This window comes from Vibrio maerlii (assembly GCF_003415655.1).
Classification (GTDB): domain Bacteria; phylum Pseudomonadota; class Gammaproteobacteria; order Enterobacterales; family Vibrionaceae; genus Vibrio; species Vibrio maerlii.
The window spans coordinates 292,665-309,657 of sequence record NZ_QRHC01000007.1; the positions used below are offsets into that span (position 1 = coordinate 292,665).

The 16,993-nt window shown below is 43.3% G+C and carries 14 protein-coding genes; 8 read left to right on the forward strand and 6 right to left on the reverse strand.

Features of this window, described 5'->3' with window-relative positions:
- The first annotated feature begins 257 nt into the window (after nt 1-257).
- Complete coding sequence (locus DPF91_RS14395) at nt 258-1,769, forward strand: diguanylate cyclase domain-containing protein (protein WP_117235122.1); 1,512 nt, start codon at nt 258-260, stop codon at nt 1,767-1,769.
- Between the two features lie 73 nt (nt 1,770-1,842).
- Nucleotides 1,843-2,685 carry a DUF6279 family lipoprotein gene (locus tag DPF91_RS14400; protein WP_117235123.1) on the forward strand — a complete coding sequence of 281 codons (843 nt, stop codon included), beginning with the start codon at nt 1,843-1,845 and terminating at the stop codon, nt 2,683-2,685.
- Nucleotides 2,686-2,710: 25 nt separating this feature from the next.
- On the opposite strand, the gene DPF91_RS14405 is transcribed toward DPF91_RS14400, so the two are convergent.
- Nucleotides 2,711-3,604: a LysR family transcriptional regulator gene (locus DPF91_RS14405; RefSeq protein ID WP_117235124.1), complete on the reverse strand. Its 894-nt coding sequence runs from the start codon at nt 3,602-3,604 to the stop codon at nt 2,711-2,713.
- Nucleotides 3,605-3,701: 97 nt separating this feature from the next.
- Entirely contained in the window at nt 3,702-4,715 is a 1,014-nt protein-coding gene (locus DPF91_RS14410; RefSeq protein ID WP_164684190.1) for a GGDEF domain-containing protein, read from the reverse strand.
- Nucleotides 4,716-5,049: 334 nt separating this feature from the next.
- Between DPF91_RS14410 and DPF91_RS14415 the strand changes: the two genes are divergently transcribed.
- On the forward strand, nt 5,050-6,234 hold the full coding sequence (locus tag DPF91_RS14415; RefSeq protein WP_117235126.1) for an NnrS family protein: 1,185 nt from the start codon (nt 5,050-5,052) through the stop codon (nt 6,232-6,234).
- A 32-nt stretch (nt 6,235-6,266) separates the two neighbouring features.
- Here the strand turns inward: DPF91_RS14415 and DPF91_RS14420 are convergent, their stop codons facing one another.
- Together DPF91_RS14420 and DPF91_RS14425 are read right to left on the reverse strand one after the other, a co-directional pair.
- Nucleotides 6,267-8,216, reverse strand: a complete 1,950-nt coding sequence (locus tag DPF91_RS14420; RefSeq protein ID WP_117235127.1) for a tetratricopeptide repeat-containing diguanylate cyclase — start codon at nt 8,214-8,216, stop codon at nt 6,267-6,269.
- An 87-nt stretch (nt 8,217-8,303) separates the two neighbouring features.
- Nucleotides 8,304-9,170 (reverse strand): glycerol kinase, encoded by an 867-nt coding sequence (locus tag DPF91_RS14425; protein WP_117235150.1) that lies wholly within the window; start codon nt 9,168-9,170, stop codon nt 8,304-8,306.
- Nucleotides 9,171-9,293: 123 nt separating this feature from the next.
- Here DPF91_RS14425 and DPF91_RS14430 point away from each other — a divergent pair, with 123 nt between their 5' ends.
- Entirely contained in the window at nt 9,294-10,178 is an 885-nt protein-coding gene (locus DPF91_RS14430; RefSeq protein WP_117235128.1) for a DMT family transporter, read from the forward strand.
- A gap of 88 nt (nt 10,179-10,266) precedes the next feature.
- Here DPF91_RS14430 and fghA read toward each other — a convergent pair whose 3' ends face one another.
- Nucleotides 10,267-11,112: an S-formylglutathione hydrolase gene (gene fghA / locus DPF91_RS14435; RefSeq protein ID WP_117235129.1), complete on the reverse strand. Its 846-nt coding sequence runs from the start codon at nt 11,110-11,112 to the stop codon at nt 10,267-10,269.
- A gap of 106 nt (nt 11,113-11,218) precedes the next feature.
- The gene (locus DPF91_RS14440; RefSeq protein ID WP_117235130.1) at nt 11,219-12,367 is read right to left on the reverse strand and encodes an S-(hydroxymethyl)glutathione dehydrogenase/class III alcohol dehydrogenase; all 1,149 of its coding nucleotides are present in this window, start codon (nt 12,365-12,367) and stop codon (nt 11,219-11,221) included.
- Nucleotides 12,368-12,877: 510 nt separating this feature from the next.
- Here DPF91_RS14440 and DPF91_RS14450 point away from each other — a divergent pair.
- From DPF91_RS14450 to DPF91_RS14465, 4 genes are all read left to right on the forward strand, one after another.
- The gene (locus tag DPF91_RS14450; protein ID WP_117235132.1) at nt 12,878-13,354 is read left to right on the forward strand and encodes a TadE/TadG family type IV pilus assembly protein; all 477 of its coding nucleotides are present in this window, start codon (nt 12,878-12,880) and stop codon (nt 13,352-13,354) included.
- Nucleotides 13,355-13,378: 24 nt separating this feature from the next.
- Entirely contained in the window at nt 13,379-13,930 is a 552-nt protein-coding gene (locus DPF91_RS14455) for a TadE/TadG family type IV pilus assembly protein (protein WP_117235133.1), read from the forward strand.
- A gap of 16 nt (nt 13,931-13,946) precedes the next feature.
- The gene (locus tag DPF91_RS14460) at nt 13,947-15,308 is read left to right on the forward strand and encodes a TadE/TadG family type IV pilus assembly protein (RefSeq protein ID WP_117235134.1); all 1,362 of its coding nucleotides are present in this window, start codon (nt 13,947-13,949) and stop codon (nt 15,306-15,308) included.
- Between the two features lie 139 nt (nt 15,309-15,447).
- On the forward strand, nt 15,448-16,734 hold the full coding sequence (locus tag DPF91_RS14465; protein WP_117235135.1) for a DEAD/DEAH box helicase: 1,287 nt from the start codon (nt 15,448-15,450) through the stop codon (nt 16,732-16,734).
- Nucleotides 16,735-16,993: the final 259 nt, after the last annotated feature.

Consider the following 16,993-nt stretch of genomic DNA (forward strand, 5'->3'; position numbering starts at 1 on the left):
GGCCTCCATGTTGGACGAGATGATAACGCCATCGTTTGCATGCTTCTTGCAGGTTTGACACATTATAAACGTGAATTCGGACAAAATGTGTCCGAGTTTCGGTAGGGAGAACCGTAAGAACGGGGAGTTGAAGTTTATTGGCCGCCGTTTTAAGAGAAACCCTTTTCAAACTTATGGGTTTAGCACGATAATTAAGTTGTTAATTTTTGGTATCTCACTACGCTATATATGTATATAGATCAATAAGAAGAGTCTTAATGAAATCGAACGCGCTTGCTGCTACGGCAGTGGTTTTTATTGGGTGCCTGCTGGTCACCTTGTTGTGCCTTAGGATCGTTTATCAGGGGATGATTAAGCACAATACAAAAACGCTTGTGAATGTCGCAGAAGTGACGGTTGGGTCGTTGAGAACTCGAATTCATAATGATTTTGACTATATAGGAAGTGTGGCGAATTTTTATGAAGCAACACCAGAGGTGAACTATGTTGCTTTTGAACGATTTGCAGAGAATATCGCAAAAAGACAGAGCAGTATTATTGCCTTTGAGTGGATGAAAAAGGTAGAGCTTGAAGAGTTAGAACAGCATACAGAAACGATGCGGCAACGATTCGAGACCTATGATATTTACACGGTGCCCAAAGATGGGGAGAAGACTCTAGGCTATTTGCTTGAGAATCAAGAACCGATTTATGTACTCACAGACATTTATCCTAAGTCACCAATCAACCTTAGCTTATTGGGGTTCTACTCTTCTCGTGAGCGATTTCAACGTATTTTGAAAGGTACCCTAGAAACGGGTGATGCTCACCTTTCTGATCCACTTCGCTTGCTGCAAGATGGTTTTGATGCAGATTTATCCAAAGAAGGGTTACTTGTCTACCATCCAGTTTTCAATAGAGAGCGAACGGCTTTGCGTGGCATCGTGATTGGGGTGATCCGCATGAGTCTTTATTTCCAGCACTTGGTGGATACTACTGAACATGAACAAGACTTGATGATCCGTATCCGAGATACTGGTTTTGATTCAGAGGATCAGGCGGTGATGTATCAAACCGAGAATTGGCGTGATGATGCTGCGCTAAACATCAGTCGGGTGATTGATTTGCCTAACCGAGATTGGGTCGTTGAATTTCAATACGATGAAATTATCACACCCAATGATCGCATTATTTTGCTTTACCTGATGGTTGCTGGCTTGTTGCTTTCTTCAGTTCTTAGCTGGACGATATGGGCCTTGAGTCAGCAAAAAGAAGTACTGAAGCTAAAATTGGTACAACGAACTCATGAACTGAAATTACTAACTGTATCAGATACGCTAACAGGACTGCTCAATCGACGTGCATTTAATGAAGATTTGAAGCAAAGAGTAACGAGTAAGCAGCCGTTCTCACTTGTTGGCATTGATGTCGATTACTTCAAGCAAGTGAATGATAATTATGGCCACCCTACGGGAGATGCTTTTTTGATTCATATAGGAAAAGTGCTTCAAGCTGCGTTTGATGAATCGAGCGTCGTGTATCGGCTAGGTGGTGATGAATTTTGTATTCTCAATAATATTACCAGTGAAAGTATTCTCGAAAGTGAACTTCAAGAACTACAAAAATTGCTGGAAGAGCGTCCATTTTCTGTGGATATGAAAGAGATAAAGATCTCGTTGAGTATAGGCGCAGCCATATGCCAAGGTGAAAGCGACGAAGAAATCATGCACTTGGTTGACCAAAAAATGTATCAAAGTAAGCAGGCGGGCCGAGGTTGTTACGTTATTTGATGGCCTATAATTAACCTTGTTCGACAGAAACTAAGTATAAAAGTGGATTGTTTGTTATTAGGTTGAGGTGACTATGGGGTTTTTACGTCGTTTTATCGTCTTTGCTTCAATTTTGACGCTGACGGCTTGTGGTGAAAAGTTTGTATATAACAACCTAGACTGGTTCGTTGTCGACTATGTGGATAGCTTTGTAGATTTGGAGCGCCCACAGAAAGAGATCCTGACCGAGCGCATTCAACTTATGGCTGAGTGGCATAAAGAGAATGAGCTACCTACTTATATTGAGCATTTCGATGACTTGCTTTCTTTAAAGCCTAACGACTTTACAGTGACCTTACTAACTAAACAAGAAGCTCGTTTCAGAGAGCACTCTCAGCGCTTAATACAGCAAGCTGCCCCTGATTTGTACGCACTATCCAAGCAGCTGTCTAACGAACAAGTTGAAGAGCTTCTCGAGAACTTAAAAGAGCAGCACGAAGAATTTGCTGATGAATACATTGATATTGAAGAGCAAGAGCGCGTTGAGCTCTATCAATCACGTATCAGTAAAAACATGGAGCGATGGCTTGGTGATATATCTGATGAACAAGAACGTATGATTGTCAATTGGAGTGAATCAATAGAAGATACTCGACAAGATTGGGTGTCGTATCATTCTAAGTTTCGTGATGAGTTATCACAGCTGTTAGCGAACAGGAACAATGACTCTTTGTTCCAGTCTCAATTCCAACAAATGCTTTATGAGCCAGAAGCTCTGTTTTCACAGGAATTTGAACTAAAGCGCAGTGAAAATCGCCAGATCGCACGTGTACATTTATCGAAACTGTTCCAATCGATGGATGAGAAGCAATATCGCCACCTACAAGACGAACTTCGTAAGTGGCGAACCATTGCCGTAGACCTAGCTGCGAACTAGTGAATCTCTAGCGTATCGCCTGTCGTTAAATTAGCTCTAGTGCGTCAATGATTGCTTGTTGAATAGTTTCATAGCGAGAGGGCAAATCGCGATGCTTTTTCTTCACTAGATAAAGATTTTCATATACCTCAGCATTGGGAATATGGATCGTGAGTTGCTCCGTTAATCCCAAGCTTTCAACTGTGCTCTTTGGCAATACTGTAAAGCCAATCCCTTGTGCAACGGGAACTAAGATTTGGTTGAGTTGGTTGATATAACTGATGACTGGCAGCTGTTCAACATTGATGTTCGCTAGGTCTGCATCATCACAATACTCAAAATAGAATGACAAATAGTGTTTTGAGTTGGGGTGGGTAATCAACCCACACTCTTCAAGGACTTGAGCATCGATTGCCATACCCTCATAGCGTTTCGGTAAAACCAAACACAGTGGCTCCTTACCTAAACAGGTTGCTTGAAACAGGCTTGGGTTGACCACCTCTGTCACCAAACCTATATCGATGCTACCTTGTTGTAGATCGTTGAGGATCTTATAGTTGGGGGCTGCTTCCATATGAATATGTAAGCCTGCGTGTTTAGCTTGCTGCTCTAAAAGCTTAGGGTATAACAACAAAGCAAGTGAACCCGAGCATCCGATGTGACATTTACCTGAGTAAGGGTCATCGAAGCTTAACCTTTCTAACAGAAGTTCTTCTTGTTGAGCTACCTGACAGGCATAGTCATAGACAAGCTTGCCCTGTTCGGTTATCTCGAAACTTTTATTTTCTCTCTTAATAAGAGCCTTACCACAGCTTTGCTCTAACTTTTTGATGTGCTGACTCACACCTGGCTGAGTCATAAATAGCTTCTCTGCGGTTTGGGTGAAGTGACCCACCTCAATTAAAGTTTTAAAGGTGTTTAACCAAGTAGGGTTCAGCATTGGAGAGCACTCATATGGAATAACAAAATATTATTATAATGAGAATGTTTGATAACTTCACTTATAGAATTGTGACTCTATTCTGCTAAGCAAGTAATTATCGTCGAAAAGAGAAGTGCACAACGTTGCCTGATTCTCTTTTATCACTGATCACTTGTTTACTGCTCTGCGCGCTTAAGGCGTCGCTCTTCGCTTCTTTCATACGTTCTTGAGCGGTATAAAATACGTCTTCAAGAGTATGTTGTTTATCTGGGGTAAACTCTGCACCACCAATTGAGAGCATGACATCTAAATCACTCTTGGTTTCAATTCGTTCAATTAAGCGTTCACACAAGATAGCCGTGTTCTCAATTGGTGTATTGGGCAAAATGATAGCGAACTTATCATCGTAGAGCCTTGCCACGTAATCAGACATACGAGTGTGTTCAAGCAGGCTATCGGCGATTAACTGTAAAAGCTCATCCCCCTCGTCACGCCCATAACGGCTATTGATCTTTGCAAACTGAACTATGTTGATAGCCAATAAACTGGTGTGAAATTCTAAGCGCCCACTCATCGAAATTATTCGGTCAAACTCAGCATCGAATGCTTTCTCGTTCATCAGGTTAGTCAGCGGGTCAACCCATTCAGTTTGTTGCTGTTGTTTAGTGTAGTACTCGCAAAAAATCTGTAGATCTAAGTTGAATAAGCGTAATAAAGCTAGCTGTAGTGTAGGTAGGTTGTTTGATTCAATCTCAGGAAGTAGCCTTTCGATGGCTAGTATTTGGAAGTCGCCAACAATAGCAATTACCTGAGTAAGCTGTACGGATTCGTGAAAGAAGTATTCACATAAAGCTTGTCGAGTCGTTTTATAGAGCTCTTGCGATCGAAGATCAAAACAAGACGTAATGTAATGGGTAAAGAGCTGGGCAAGCTTAGTGCATTGTCCATTGCCAGGTTGGCACTTCAGCCCATGCTGGCGACAGATTTCCAGCGATATTGGGGTAATGATCGTTTCGAATTTCAAAAGTTGAGTATCGGACAATGAGACACTGAGCTCATTGGTTAAACCAAGCTTTTGAATCTTTGCACTTAGAGGCATAACTCGATCTTCCTGTATATGAGTAATCATTCTCATTCCCTTTATCCTCATAGACGAGCAATATCGCATGATTAAATCAATTATACAACATGTTGGCTTGTATGCGGCAAGTGGCATTGGTGTTTTAACCCGTTGCTATATTTTTGTTCTTATCATAGTGATTTCATTATCCAAAAGATAATGTAATTGGTTTATCTCAAGGATAATATTTTCTATTAATTGGTTGACTAACAAGTATAAATAACTTGAGAAAAGAGGTTTTAGAGTTGGCACACTACTTGATAATACTACTGCAATAGAGTGTGTCGGTGCGTTTATTAGCGAAGCCGCTACACTAAAAATACTGCCTTTTAGATGTGAACTTATGCTTAATATTACTGATAAGAAACTTGAAGAGAAAATCCCACCACTGCTTCGTTTAGGTTTCAGGCCTTTCTTTTTATTGGGGGCGCTCTATGCCGTTGTCGCAATCCCGCTATGGGTGTGGATGTTTCAATCGGGCCAACCAAGTAATCTTGCTGTACCTGCATTATGGTGGCACGTCCATGAGATGATCTTTGGTTTTTCAATGGCGATTGTAGCTGGTTTTGTTTTGACTGCTGTGCAGACATGGGCCAATGTTCCTGGGACTAAGCACTATCGATTAGGCTTATTAGTCGCACTTTGGTTATTGCCTAGAATCTTGTTCTGGACACCCGTACCACTGTGGTTAACGTCGTCCATTGAAGCGCTATTTCTTGCCTTGCTTGCTTATGAAGTTGGCTTCCGTGTCTATCGTTCTAAGGGCTGGAGAAACCTATTCTTCATACCGCTATTTGTTTTGGCGATTGTGGCAAACTATGCAGCGTACGCGACAATCAAGGGCATGCCTCCGTTTACATCTTCTGCGGTATGGCAAGCAATGCTGTGGTGGTTCACCCTGTTACTATCGATCATGGGTGGTCGTGTCATCCCATTCTTCTCAGCGCGTAAGTTGGGCTTTGATAAGCCGCAGCCACTCGCGTGGCTTGAGTGGTGTGCAAACCTTCCTTTAGTGGCACTGTTCGTACTAAGCTTTTTCCCTATTACTCAAAGTGAATTGGGACTGCCATTAATGGTGTTTGCCGGAGTAGCACAGCTAATCAAAGTGGTCCGTTGGAAGAGTTGGTTGACGTTGAAAGAGCCATTGGTGTGGTCCCTTCACCTTACTTATTTATGTATCCCAGTGAGCTTGCTACTACGTGGTCTATTGGCGGAGCAATTTGTGGCTCACAACATGATTCACCTGTTTGCCATTGGTGCATTAGGCGGTGTTATTTTATCAATGATTACTCGTGTCACAATGGGACACACTGGGCGTGCAATCTATGAAGGTCCAAGCATGTGGTGGGCATTTGTTGCCATCTTGGTCAGTGCATTGGTTCGCAGCCTAGGCGTCGGAGTCGCCCCTGCTCAGCTGTTCACTTTCGTGAATATTAGTGCTGCACTTTGGGTCATCGCATTTGTGATGTATTTAGTGAAGTTTGGTCCAATGCTATGTAAGCCAAGAGCAGATGGACACCCCGGCTAATTGAATTAGTTTTAGTCGAATAGAGCTGGTTGTTAGACGAACTCGATTCGATTCTTACCAAGCGCTTTTGCTCGATAAAGCGCTTGGTCTGCCTGATTGAACAGAGAATCCATATCATGCTGCATTTCACGAGCAGATAGATAACGATTAACGCCTATCGAAGCGGTGACCACAATCTCATTCCCTTCAAGATAAAACGGTTGTTCGGATAGGCTTTCTCCGAGTTGATTGATACGAGGTATGAGGTTGTGATTGCCTTTTAATATGCAAACAAACTCTTCACCACCCCAACGTACGATCGAATCCTGAACCTCAATTATCTGCTCAAGCTTTGATGCGGTTTGTGTGAGAATCATATCGCCAATAACATGGCCATGGGTATCATTGATTTGCTTAAAGTTGTCTAAATCTATAACTGCAAGATGATAAATATCGCTTTCATTGGTCTGCACAATCTCATCGATACTCTTTTCGAGAAAGCGGCGGTTTCCTAACCCCGTTAAAGGGTCCTTGAGGTTAACTTTTTTAAGTTCAATATTCTGAGCTCGGGTTTTGAACGCGTGTGCGAGAACGATTGCCAGCCCCATGATTAACGATATTGTTAGGGTCACAATAACGCGCGTCCGTGTTTGCTGTTGTTCCAGTATCACACCGGCGAGCTTCTTTTCGGAATTGGCGAGCTCAAAGTCTTGCTGCAACGCTTGTGTCTCAAAAAACTGCTGTACCAAATAGAGCTCACTTTGTCTCTTATCAAATAACAGAGCCTTGTTTGCATCATGATAACTCATGAAATAGACCAAAGAGGCTTGATGGTTACCAAGTTGCTGATGAAGTTCCGCCAATAATTTGTGTGAACGAATAATCCAGTTTCTCAACCCAAATTGTTCAAAAATGGTTGCCGCCTTTTCAATATCGAGCTTTGCCTGATGTACATTTCCTAGTGCCATATTGGCTTGAGCAAGGTTTTGTAAGCACTGGCCGTGTTCGGTTGGGAAGTTGTTGACCTCGGGTTTATTGATACATTCCAGGGCTAATTCTGCGGCTTGAGGGTACTTTTCTTCTAGAAGTAACACATCGCCTTTAGCCTGCAAAAAGATAAGCTCAAGGCGCTTGGAAGGATTGTCAGAGAGGTAGCTTTGTGCCTTATTAATTGAGACTCGCGCATTTTTTGCATCTTGCATGTTGTAGTAAACAAAGGATTGATTGCTATGCAGGATGAGCATTACTCCATTTTCGATCAAATCTCCGTTTTCATAGCTCTTTTTGGCGAGTTCCATAAACTCAAGTGCTTTTGACCAATCTTCAAGGAAGATATAAATAAGCGCCATGTTTGATAGCAGCTTGGCATTATAGATATGATTTGGGTAGCGCTTACCGAGTTTGATGCCTAAATGAAAATAACGTTGAGCGTCTACCAGTTCTGCTCGGTCATTGGCGATAACTCCTGCGGTGTTATAGGCCTTAATAAGCAGGGAATCATAGTTAATCGAATTAGCAATCCTGATCGCTTTCTCGATGGTGATTGAAGCCTCATTTAGCTGACCTAATTTAATGTGCTCAATAGCGAGCTCTGCTAGAGACTCTGCGTGAACCCATTCCAGTTGATGAGCGTCTGCAATCTCGTTTAAGTCTTTGGAAAGCGCCATTACTTGACCATTTTGTCCACGATGTTGGGCAATGTTGGCAAGGGTCATTAGGCGATAAGCTTTGAGCTCGGGAGCATGCTTAAAGGCTCCTCGTAACTCAAGTTGAGTGAGTTTACGCTCCGCTGCTTGAGCGTCGTTACGCGACAGATTTCGTGTTTCTAGAACTTTCTCTCCAAATGGGAGGGTTCGTACGTAATCCTCTGGAGAAAAGGTTACAGTCGTGCTTACTTCGGTGCTTTCAGGCTCGTTCAGCTTAAAAGGTTCCAAGACATAAAATGCAATCAGTATTGAACTGATTATGATTAGCGCGATTGTTTTTATTGGGTTGTGCTTCATTCGTCCAACAGCAGCATAGATTGTTTACCGGTGCAGTATATCATTCTATATGTTGCTGTTGAATATTTATCCTTAACAGGAGGAAGTTTAATATGCATGAACGCCTAACGGGCGGAGCAAGGGCGGCAGTATTGAGTCAAGGTTGTCGATTTCATCGTGCTCGACATGAATCAATGTTAAACCGTGTTTCTCGTATATCGCTGTTATCTCAGCCCTTTTTTTATCGCTAATAGCGCCTTCGTCATTTCCCCAAAATTGCAGATACGCATTGGCGGCAGGTAGGTAAAAATCGGAGATGACATTGTCTGAGATAGGCAGTTGGCGTTCATAAGCGTGAGCTACAGCATTCATATATAGCCAATTGTCAATCAACAGTTCGCCGACAGATCGCACATAATGTCCGTCCAAGGTTCGGTGCTTGGCAGAGAACTTTTGTCTAAAGCTTGAGAATGAGCGATCGGTTGAGTGTGCTTCGGCATCTTTACCAGAGAACTCACTGACAGTTTGTTTGAGGCGAACATTACGTATTATGGAATCGTGCCAAATGACGAACTGATTCTGCGTTTCTTCGTGTGTCTTTTGTTCACCACCAACCGTTGCTCCAAGCGGTGTTAACTGCCAGCCTGACTCTGTTTTCTGTAACCAACCGAGCTCTTTAAACAGCTGATTTATCTTCTTTGCGTTGAGCTTGAAGCGTTCTCCTACTTGAGTAGCAGTTAAATGGCTGTGATTCGTTGTATCGTCATCAATGATGAGGTTTTCTGGCCAAACGATAAAGCGGCCAAACTTGGTATGGTCCACATATTCACCACCAAACTTTTCACCCTTCTCAGTCAGCAACCAAGCGTCGTCGAATCGGTTGATGTAGCCAGCGCTGCGTAATTGTGAAAAAAGTTGTTTAGGCTCTAATTCCTTAAGTTTGGCTAAAGCAGAAGTGGATACTTTATTACTCATCATCTAGTCTCAACGGATTAACAACTCAGTAAGTATATCCAAAAGTCTGAAAAGTATCGTGTTTTCATTCACTTTCAGTCACACTGTTAAACTTTGCTTGCTCATAATTAAATCGAGAAAACCATGTCAGTCGCTAGTGCTCTCCGTCTGCTGTTATTAGCAGCGATCTGGGGCGGATCATTTATATTCACTCGTATCGCCGCCAATTCTTTAGGCCCTGCTTATCTTATTGAGGCAAGGGTGTTTTTTGCTGCGATAAGCTTGTTTATTGTCGCTATCTATCTGAAAAAGAAATTAAAGTTTTCAGCTAACCCAAAACATTTCTTTATGATGGGGCTATTTAACTCTGCGCTTCCGTTCTTTTTATTTGCCTATTCTGCGCAGACATTAAATGCATCAACCTTGTCGATCTTGAATTCCACTGCCGCTATTTGGGGGGCAATTATTGCTTTCTTTTGGCATAAGACACCGCTAACGAGCAAAAAAATGACGGGGTTAGTGATCGGTATTATCGGTGTTGCAGTGCTGGTGGGTTGGGATGCAGCCAAGATAGGAGAGGGAGCTACAAGCGCAATTGTTGCCGGGATCATGGCGGCATTTTGTTATGGTCTTGCTACCAACTATGCCATCAACGCACCAAAGGTTTCTTCGTTTGATAATGCACACGGCAGCATGTGGGCGGCCACGTTGCTCGCTATACCGTTACTTCCATTTATTCCAATACGAGAAACGCCTACCTTTGAGGTTGCGACCTCAGTGATCGCGTTGGGCGTCGTGTGTACGGCGCTGGCGTACCTGATCTATTTCCGCTTAATTCAAGATATCGGTGCGTCATCGACACTGTCTGTCACCTTCCTGATTCCTGTGTTCGGTATTTTATGGGGTAATTTAGTACTGGATGAGCAGATAGGATGGAACACACTAATTGGTGCGTTGATGGTCTTATCAGGAACCATGTTAGTAACGGGTTTTTCTATCACTAATCTTGTGAAGAGTCGTAAACAATAACAAAAGCCCCACTCTCTATGCTTTAGATAACTTTAGAGAGTGGGGCTCTTTATTAATCAATGTATTTTAGGACGGGACAAATGAGAATCTACTGTTTCAAGTAAGCGGCATGAAACTCAAGGTGTTGATCAATGAAGCTAGAAATGAAGTAGTAGCTATGGTCATAGCCAGGCTGCATTCTTAGCTCTAAATCCGTGTCGTATTCTTTTGCCGCTTCGACTAACAACTCGGGTTTTAATTGCTCCGTTAAGAAGTTATCCGCATCACCTTGATCAACTAAGATTGGTAGGTTGACATTGTTGGTGCGGAGCAGTTCACAGCTATCGTATTGCTTCCATTGTTCAACATCACTGCCAAGATAAGCGCTGAACGCTTTTTGGCCCCAAGGGCATTGCATTGGGTGCGTGATTGGGCTGAATGCTGAAATCGAACGGTAGCTGTGCGGATTCTTGATACCGATCGTAATGGCACCATGGCCGCCCATGCTGTGTCCAGAGATAGAACGAACAGAGGTGACCGGGAAGTTTGCTTCAATCACTTCTGGCAGCTCTTGCGTAATGTAATCGTACATACGGTAGTGCTTATCCCACGGAGCTTGAGTTGCGTTTAGATAGAAGCCTGCGCCTTGACCTAAATCGTAACCTTCATCATCAGCCACACCTTCTCCGCGCGGGCTCGTATCGGGTGCGACAATCGCAATACCCAGTTCAGCAGCCTTCTTAAACGCACCAGCCTTCTGCATAAAGTTCTCGTCGGTACAGGTTAAGCCAGATAACCAGTAAACAACCGGAACCGGATTTGAGGCATTTGCGTTCGGTGGTAAGAAGATCGCAAAGCGAGTGCTAACGTTAAGAGAATCAGAGTGATGGGTGTACTGCTTGTGCCAACCACCAGCGACTTTCGCTTGGCTGATGTTTTGAAGATCTTGTGCCATGAGCTTTCCTAGTATCGCGTGTTTAAAATGAAATGCTTGAAATTGATAAGTTTGCGAGCGTGTCACTAAAAGATAAGCCCCACAGCTTAACTGTGGGGCTTTAAGATTATTTATCCATATGAAGAACAGTACGGATAGACTCACCTTTGTGCATTAGCTCGAACGCTTCGTTTACATCGTCCAGACCCATTGTGTGAGTGATGAACTCTTGTAGACCAAACTCACCCGCCATGTAACGGTTTACGATTTCTGGAAGCTCTGAACGGCCTTTAACGCCACCGAATGCAGAGCCTCGCCATACACGACCAGTAACAAGTTGGAATGGACGAGTTGAGATCTCTTGACCTGCACCCGCAACACCAATGATTACCGACTCACCCCAGCCTTTGTGACAACACTCAAGTGCTTGACGCATTACGTTTACGTTACCGATACACTCGAATGAGTAGTCAACGCCGCCATCTGTCATCTCAACGATAACCTCTTGGATTGGCTTGTCGAATTTTTGTGGGTTGATCACATCAGTTGCACCAAGCTGTTTTGCTAGGTCGAACTTGCTCTCGTTGATATCAATACCGATGATGCGGCTTGCACCAGCCATACGAGCACCGATGATCGCTGACAGACCGATACCACCAAGACCAAATACTGCAACTGTGTCGCCTTGCTCAACTTTCGCTGTGTTAAGTACCGCACCCATGCCGGTTGTTACACCACAGCCAAGCAGACACACTTCTTCAAGTGGCGCTTCTTTGTTTACTTTTGCCAGTGAGATTTCTGGTAGAACCGTGTACTCAGAGAACGTAGAACAACCCATGTAGTGGAAGATTGGCTCACCGTTGATAGAGAAGCGGCTAGTACCATCTGGCATTAGGCCTTTACCTTGAGTTTCACGAACTGCCTGACACAGGTTAGTTTTGCCCGATTTACAGAACTTACACTCGCCACACTCTGCTGTGTAAAGTGGGATAACGTGGTCGCCAACTTCAACGCTGGTTACGCCTTCGCCAACCATTTCAACAATACCGCCACCTTCGTGACCTAGGATTGAAGGGAAGATGCCTTCTGGATCGTCACCAGATAGCGTGAATGCGTCAGTGTGACAAACACCTGTTGCAACGATGCGAACAAGCACTTCGCCAGGCTTTGGTAGTTCAACATCAACAGTTTCGCGCTTTAGCGGCTCACCCGCAGCCCACGCAACCATTGCTTTAGATTGAATATGAGTTTGACCAGGTTTGATATCGAGTGCCATTAGCTATTCCTTCCGGGTTATATCGGATTAATAAATTAATCTCGTTGGTATTATTTGACGTCTTAAGCGTAGTTCAGTAACTGATGGGACGCTGCGTCGTTTTGATGGGGGTAGTATAGTCTTTTACTGATATTTGATAATTAGTGATTTCTGAAAATCATTATTACATTTAGGTAATAATGGTCTCGTTCAATGATAACTGTTTCATTATTGAGACGGATGCTCAAATAGGCCAATTAGTACAATCTATCAAGGTTTGTCTGGATGTTTTTGTCACTTACATTTTTGTTTATGAAATTGTGCAGCAAAAAGAACAGCTTATACCTCATCTATTGGTAGTTCATTCGAACTATCCAGCTCATCCTTCGTTTACTATCGTTTTAAGTATTTGATCCTTGGTTTTTAAGTGTGAAGTGGCACATTTGAACCTAGTCGTTTTGTAAACTATAGAACTATTCATATGGTGAATTAATAATCATTATCGTAAGCGAAGTGATTGAGTTACATGATATGAAAATAACGAAACAACGTCGTCGGAATAACCAGAAAGGCATAACGATCACTGAATTTTCCTTAGTTGCTACCGTGTTCTTTTTATTCTTGTTTGCGGTCATTGATTTGGGTTTGTTTAGCTACGTAAAAATGACTATGCAACATTCTGTAAGAGAAGGGGCTAGATATGCGATCACTGGTTTGTCTGATCTTGACCCTGATGAAACTTCTAACCGAGAAGCTGCGATTCTTCAAAAGATAGATTCCTCTTCAAATGGTCTTTTGTCCAGGGTTATGAATGTCGAAGACGTCCGTGTTACAGATATCAACGGTAATACATTATCAGGCTTCGGTGGTCCAGGTGATCTGATTGTAATTCACCTTGATTGTGAGTGGGCAACAACAAGCCCCTTCATTTATCCCATGCTACCTGATGGTAAGTACCAGTTTACCGTCAGTGCAGCAATGAAGAACGAGACGTTTGATGTCTTATGACTTGACTGAACTAGAGGCATATAGATGAAAACCTCACGCTTGATGAAGCTGAAACAAAAGGGCTTGGCAGCTGTCGAGTCAGTAATAGTTATACCTATTTTTCTGTTGCTTGTTGTAGGCATTTTTGAGCTCACAATGGTCATGCATGCCAACCACATTGTAATCAGTTTAAGTCGAGAGGCCGGTAACATTGTTTCACGCTCTAGTACCGATTCCCCCCAAGATATAATGGATACAATGGCCTTAGCATCAGGAGATTTAGACCTAACTCAAGACGGTGCTATGTATATCACTTCAGTTGTCGGTCAATCGTCGGGCGATGATCCATATGTGAGTGAGCAAGTCCGTTGGGGGAACGCTGGTATTCCCGAAAATAGCGATATCTGGTCAGGGTGTTCCACATGGGTCAATGATGTGTGTGACTTACCCGAGTCAAAACAGACTATTTCCAACTTAGGTATGACTTTAGCTGAGGGTGAATCGGTCTATGTGGTTGAGGTGATGTATCGCTACTCATCAGTCTATGACCTGTTATTCGATGGGGACATTGTTCTATCTGATACAACATATATGTAGGGCGAGAGGAGTGTCTATGAAAAGGAAAATAATGCGATTCAGAGGGCTGGTCGCTGTGCTTTCGATCTTAGTATTGCCCGTATTATTCATTTTTGCAGGAATGGCGATTGACACATCACGAGCTTACATTGTTAAAGCGAAAATGTTGTCTGCCGTCGATGCTGCTGGCTTAGCAGCAGCTAGAGCTGTTGCTAATGGAGAGAGTGAAGGTAGAGCTGCAGCACGTAAGTACTTTACGGCTAATATGCCTACAGGTTTTTATGACGCGACAGCAACCCTTGATAGTGTAACCTTTACCTCAGACACCGCAGGTAATATTGAGGTTGACCTTGACGCATCCGCAACCATGCCAACCACCTTCCTTAAACTTGCAGGTATTTCAGAGCTTAACCCACTTGCTGAAGCCGCAACAATTAGGCGACCTGTAGATTTAGCATTAGTGATTGATAACTCGAGCTCATTATTTTTAGGTACGGACGTTACTCAAGATGTTATTGATAGATCTAAAGACTTCGTTGGTAAATTTAATGAGCAATTTGATCGTATTGCATTAGTTAATTATGCCGCTGGAGCACAAGTGCCAATAAGCTTGAATACAACCAGAGGCTACAATCGCACTAACGTCAATACGGCGATAAATGGTTTTACATTCAGTACAGGCGGTGAATACCACTATACAAACGCGTCTGAAGGTTTTTATCTCGCACTAGAGCAATTAAGGAACGCATCGACACCGGCAAACCTTCAAGTGATCGTATTTTTTACTGATGGTGCACCAAACACTTTTGCGAGTCGCTTTAGAGTTGCGGGTAGTGATAGGGTTGGTGCGATAAGAACCAGCGATGGTAGTTCAGGAACCCCTAATGGTTTGTGGCGTATAAACCAGATGGCAACAGTGGTTTCTAATGCTAACCACGGAAGCAATATTGATGACGAACTCATGAGTTTACCACAGTATTACACAGCACATGATTCGACCGCGACCGAATTCAATGTACTTAACCCGCTGCATCCAAACCGTCCAGTGACACAATATGATCCTGATAGTGATTCTGCCGCTGATCTCTTTGTTAAAGTGAATCGTGTTTCAAGAAACCTCGTGGAAGATATGGCGGAAGCGGCTCGTATTGCAGATATATACGTTTTCACCTTAGGTTTAGGTTCGGCTTTAACTGACACCTCTGGACCGGATGCGGAAAAAGGAGAGGATCTTCTGCTTCGAATGGCAAACTCTCCTAAATTATTGGATGACAACACCTTGAAAGATGATTACAAATCCAACCAGCTCAACGGTGTATACTGTCACGCAGTCGATGAAGATGCATTAGGACCATGTTTTGATGAAATGCTCGATGTTATTATTCGACTCACGATGTGAAGAATGGCTTAAACAGCTGTGAAATGCTCTTAAATGAACAAAAATTCTAATTTATGTGAGATTAATCACCGCAATTCCTTTATAGTGCGGAGCTAAATTAAATTTCACTCTATTTTGTAGTTTGTTTAAGGGCGTTACCATGTCATTTTCATCTCAAGGCTTCGCACCAGAAGTCGTTAAAGCTCTAACCGAATGCGGTTATGAAAAACTGACTCCGATTCAGCAACAAGCTATCCCTCTGGCTCGTAAAGGCCACGATATTTTTGCAACCGCACAAACCGGTACCGGTAAAACAGCGGCTTTCTCATTGCCTGTTATTCAGCAGCTACTCGATAGCGGCAAACAACCGTCCCCACGTACTGCTCGAGCGTTGATTCTTGCTCCAACCCGTGAACTTGCGGCTCAGATCGCCGATAACATTAAAGAATATGCTAAGTTCACAAACCTCAATATTGCTGCCGTATACGGTGGTAACAAGATGTCGACTCAAGAGCGTCAGCTGGAAAAAGGTGTTGATGTACTAGTCGCGACGCCAGGTCGTCTTGCTGAGCATATCGAAGAAGAGAACGTATCTGTTCGTGACCTTGAGTTCTTGGTATTCGATGAGGCTGACCGTATGTTGGATATGGGCTTTATCAATGCGATTCGCAATATCATGATGGAAGTAGAATCCGCTCCGCAGATCATGATGTTCTCTGCAACAACCTCTAGTCAGCTGAATCAGCTTTCTATCGATATCTTACGTAAACCCAAGCGTATTATGGTTGAGCGTGCGAACTCGACTGCAAATACGGTGGCACACGTTGTATACCCAGTCGATCAAGAGCGTAAAACAGAACTGCTTTCTGAGTTGATTGGCCGTAAGAACTGGCAACAAGTTTTAGTGTTTGTTAATTACAAAGAGACTGCAAACGAGATCGTGAAAGAGCTTAAGCTCGATGGTATTAAAGCAGTACTTTGTCATGGTGATAAAGCACAGAGTGCACGTCGTCGTGCACTTGATGAGTTTAAAGAAGGTAAAGCTCGTGTGATGGTTGCAACGGATGTTGCTGCACGCGGTCTAGATATTGAAGATTTACCACATGTAATCAACTACGACATGCCTTTCCTAGCGGAAGATTATGTTCACCGTATCGGTCGTACAGGTCGTGCAGGTAAGCGTGGTCATGCAGTGTCGTTTGTAAGCCGTGAAGAAGAGCTAACGCTGGTTCAGGTTGAAAACCTAATCAAGCAACGCATTCGTCGTGTTGAACAACCAGGTTACGAGCCTAAGAGTCGTGATGCTTATGTAGATAAGCTAAACTCAAAACCTGCCTTTAAGAACCGCCAAGGTCGTCGTAATAACCCGACGCAGCCGAATACAGACCAAGCGTCTGCGGAACGTCGTTTAGCGATGATTAACCGCCTGAAGGCGCGTCGTAAGTAGATTCTAGGTTTTAGAGTCTAGAACGCTTCGCTAGTGGAAAACTAGATATCTAGATTCTTAAACCGAAGGTGGAAAAAGGGTTGACACGTTCACGTCAACCCTCAAAATTAGCTCTCTAGCTCTCTAGCTCTCTAGCTCTCTAGCTCTCTAGCTCTCTAGCTCTCTAGCTCTCTAGCTCTCTAGCTCTCTAGCTCTCTAGCTCTCTAGCTCTCTAGCTCTCTAGCTCTCTAGCTCTCTAGCTCTCTAGCTCTCTAGCTCT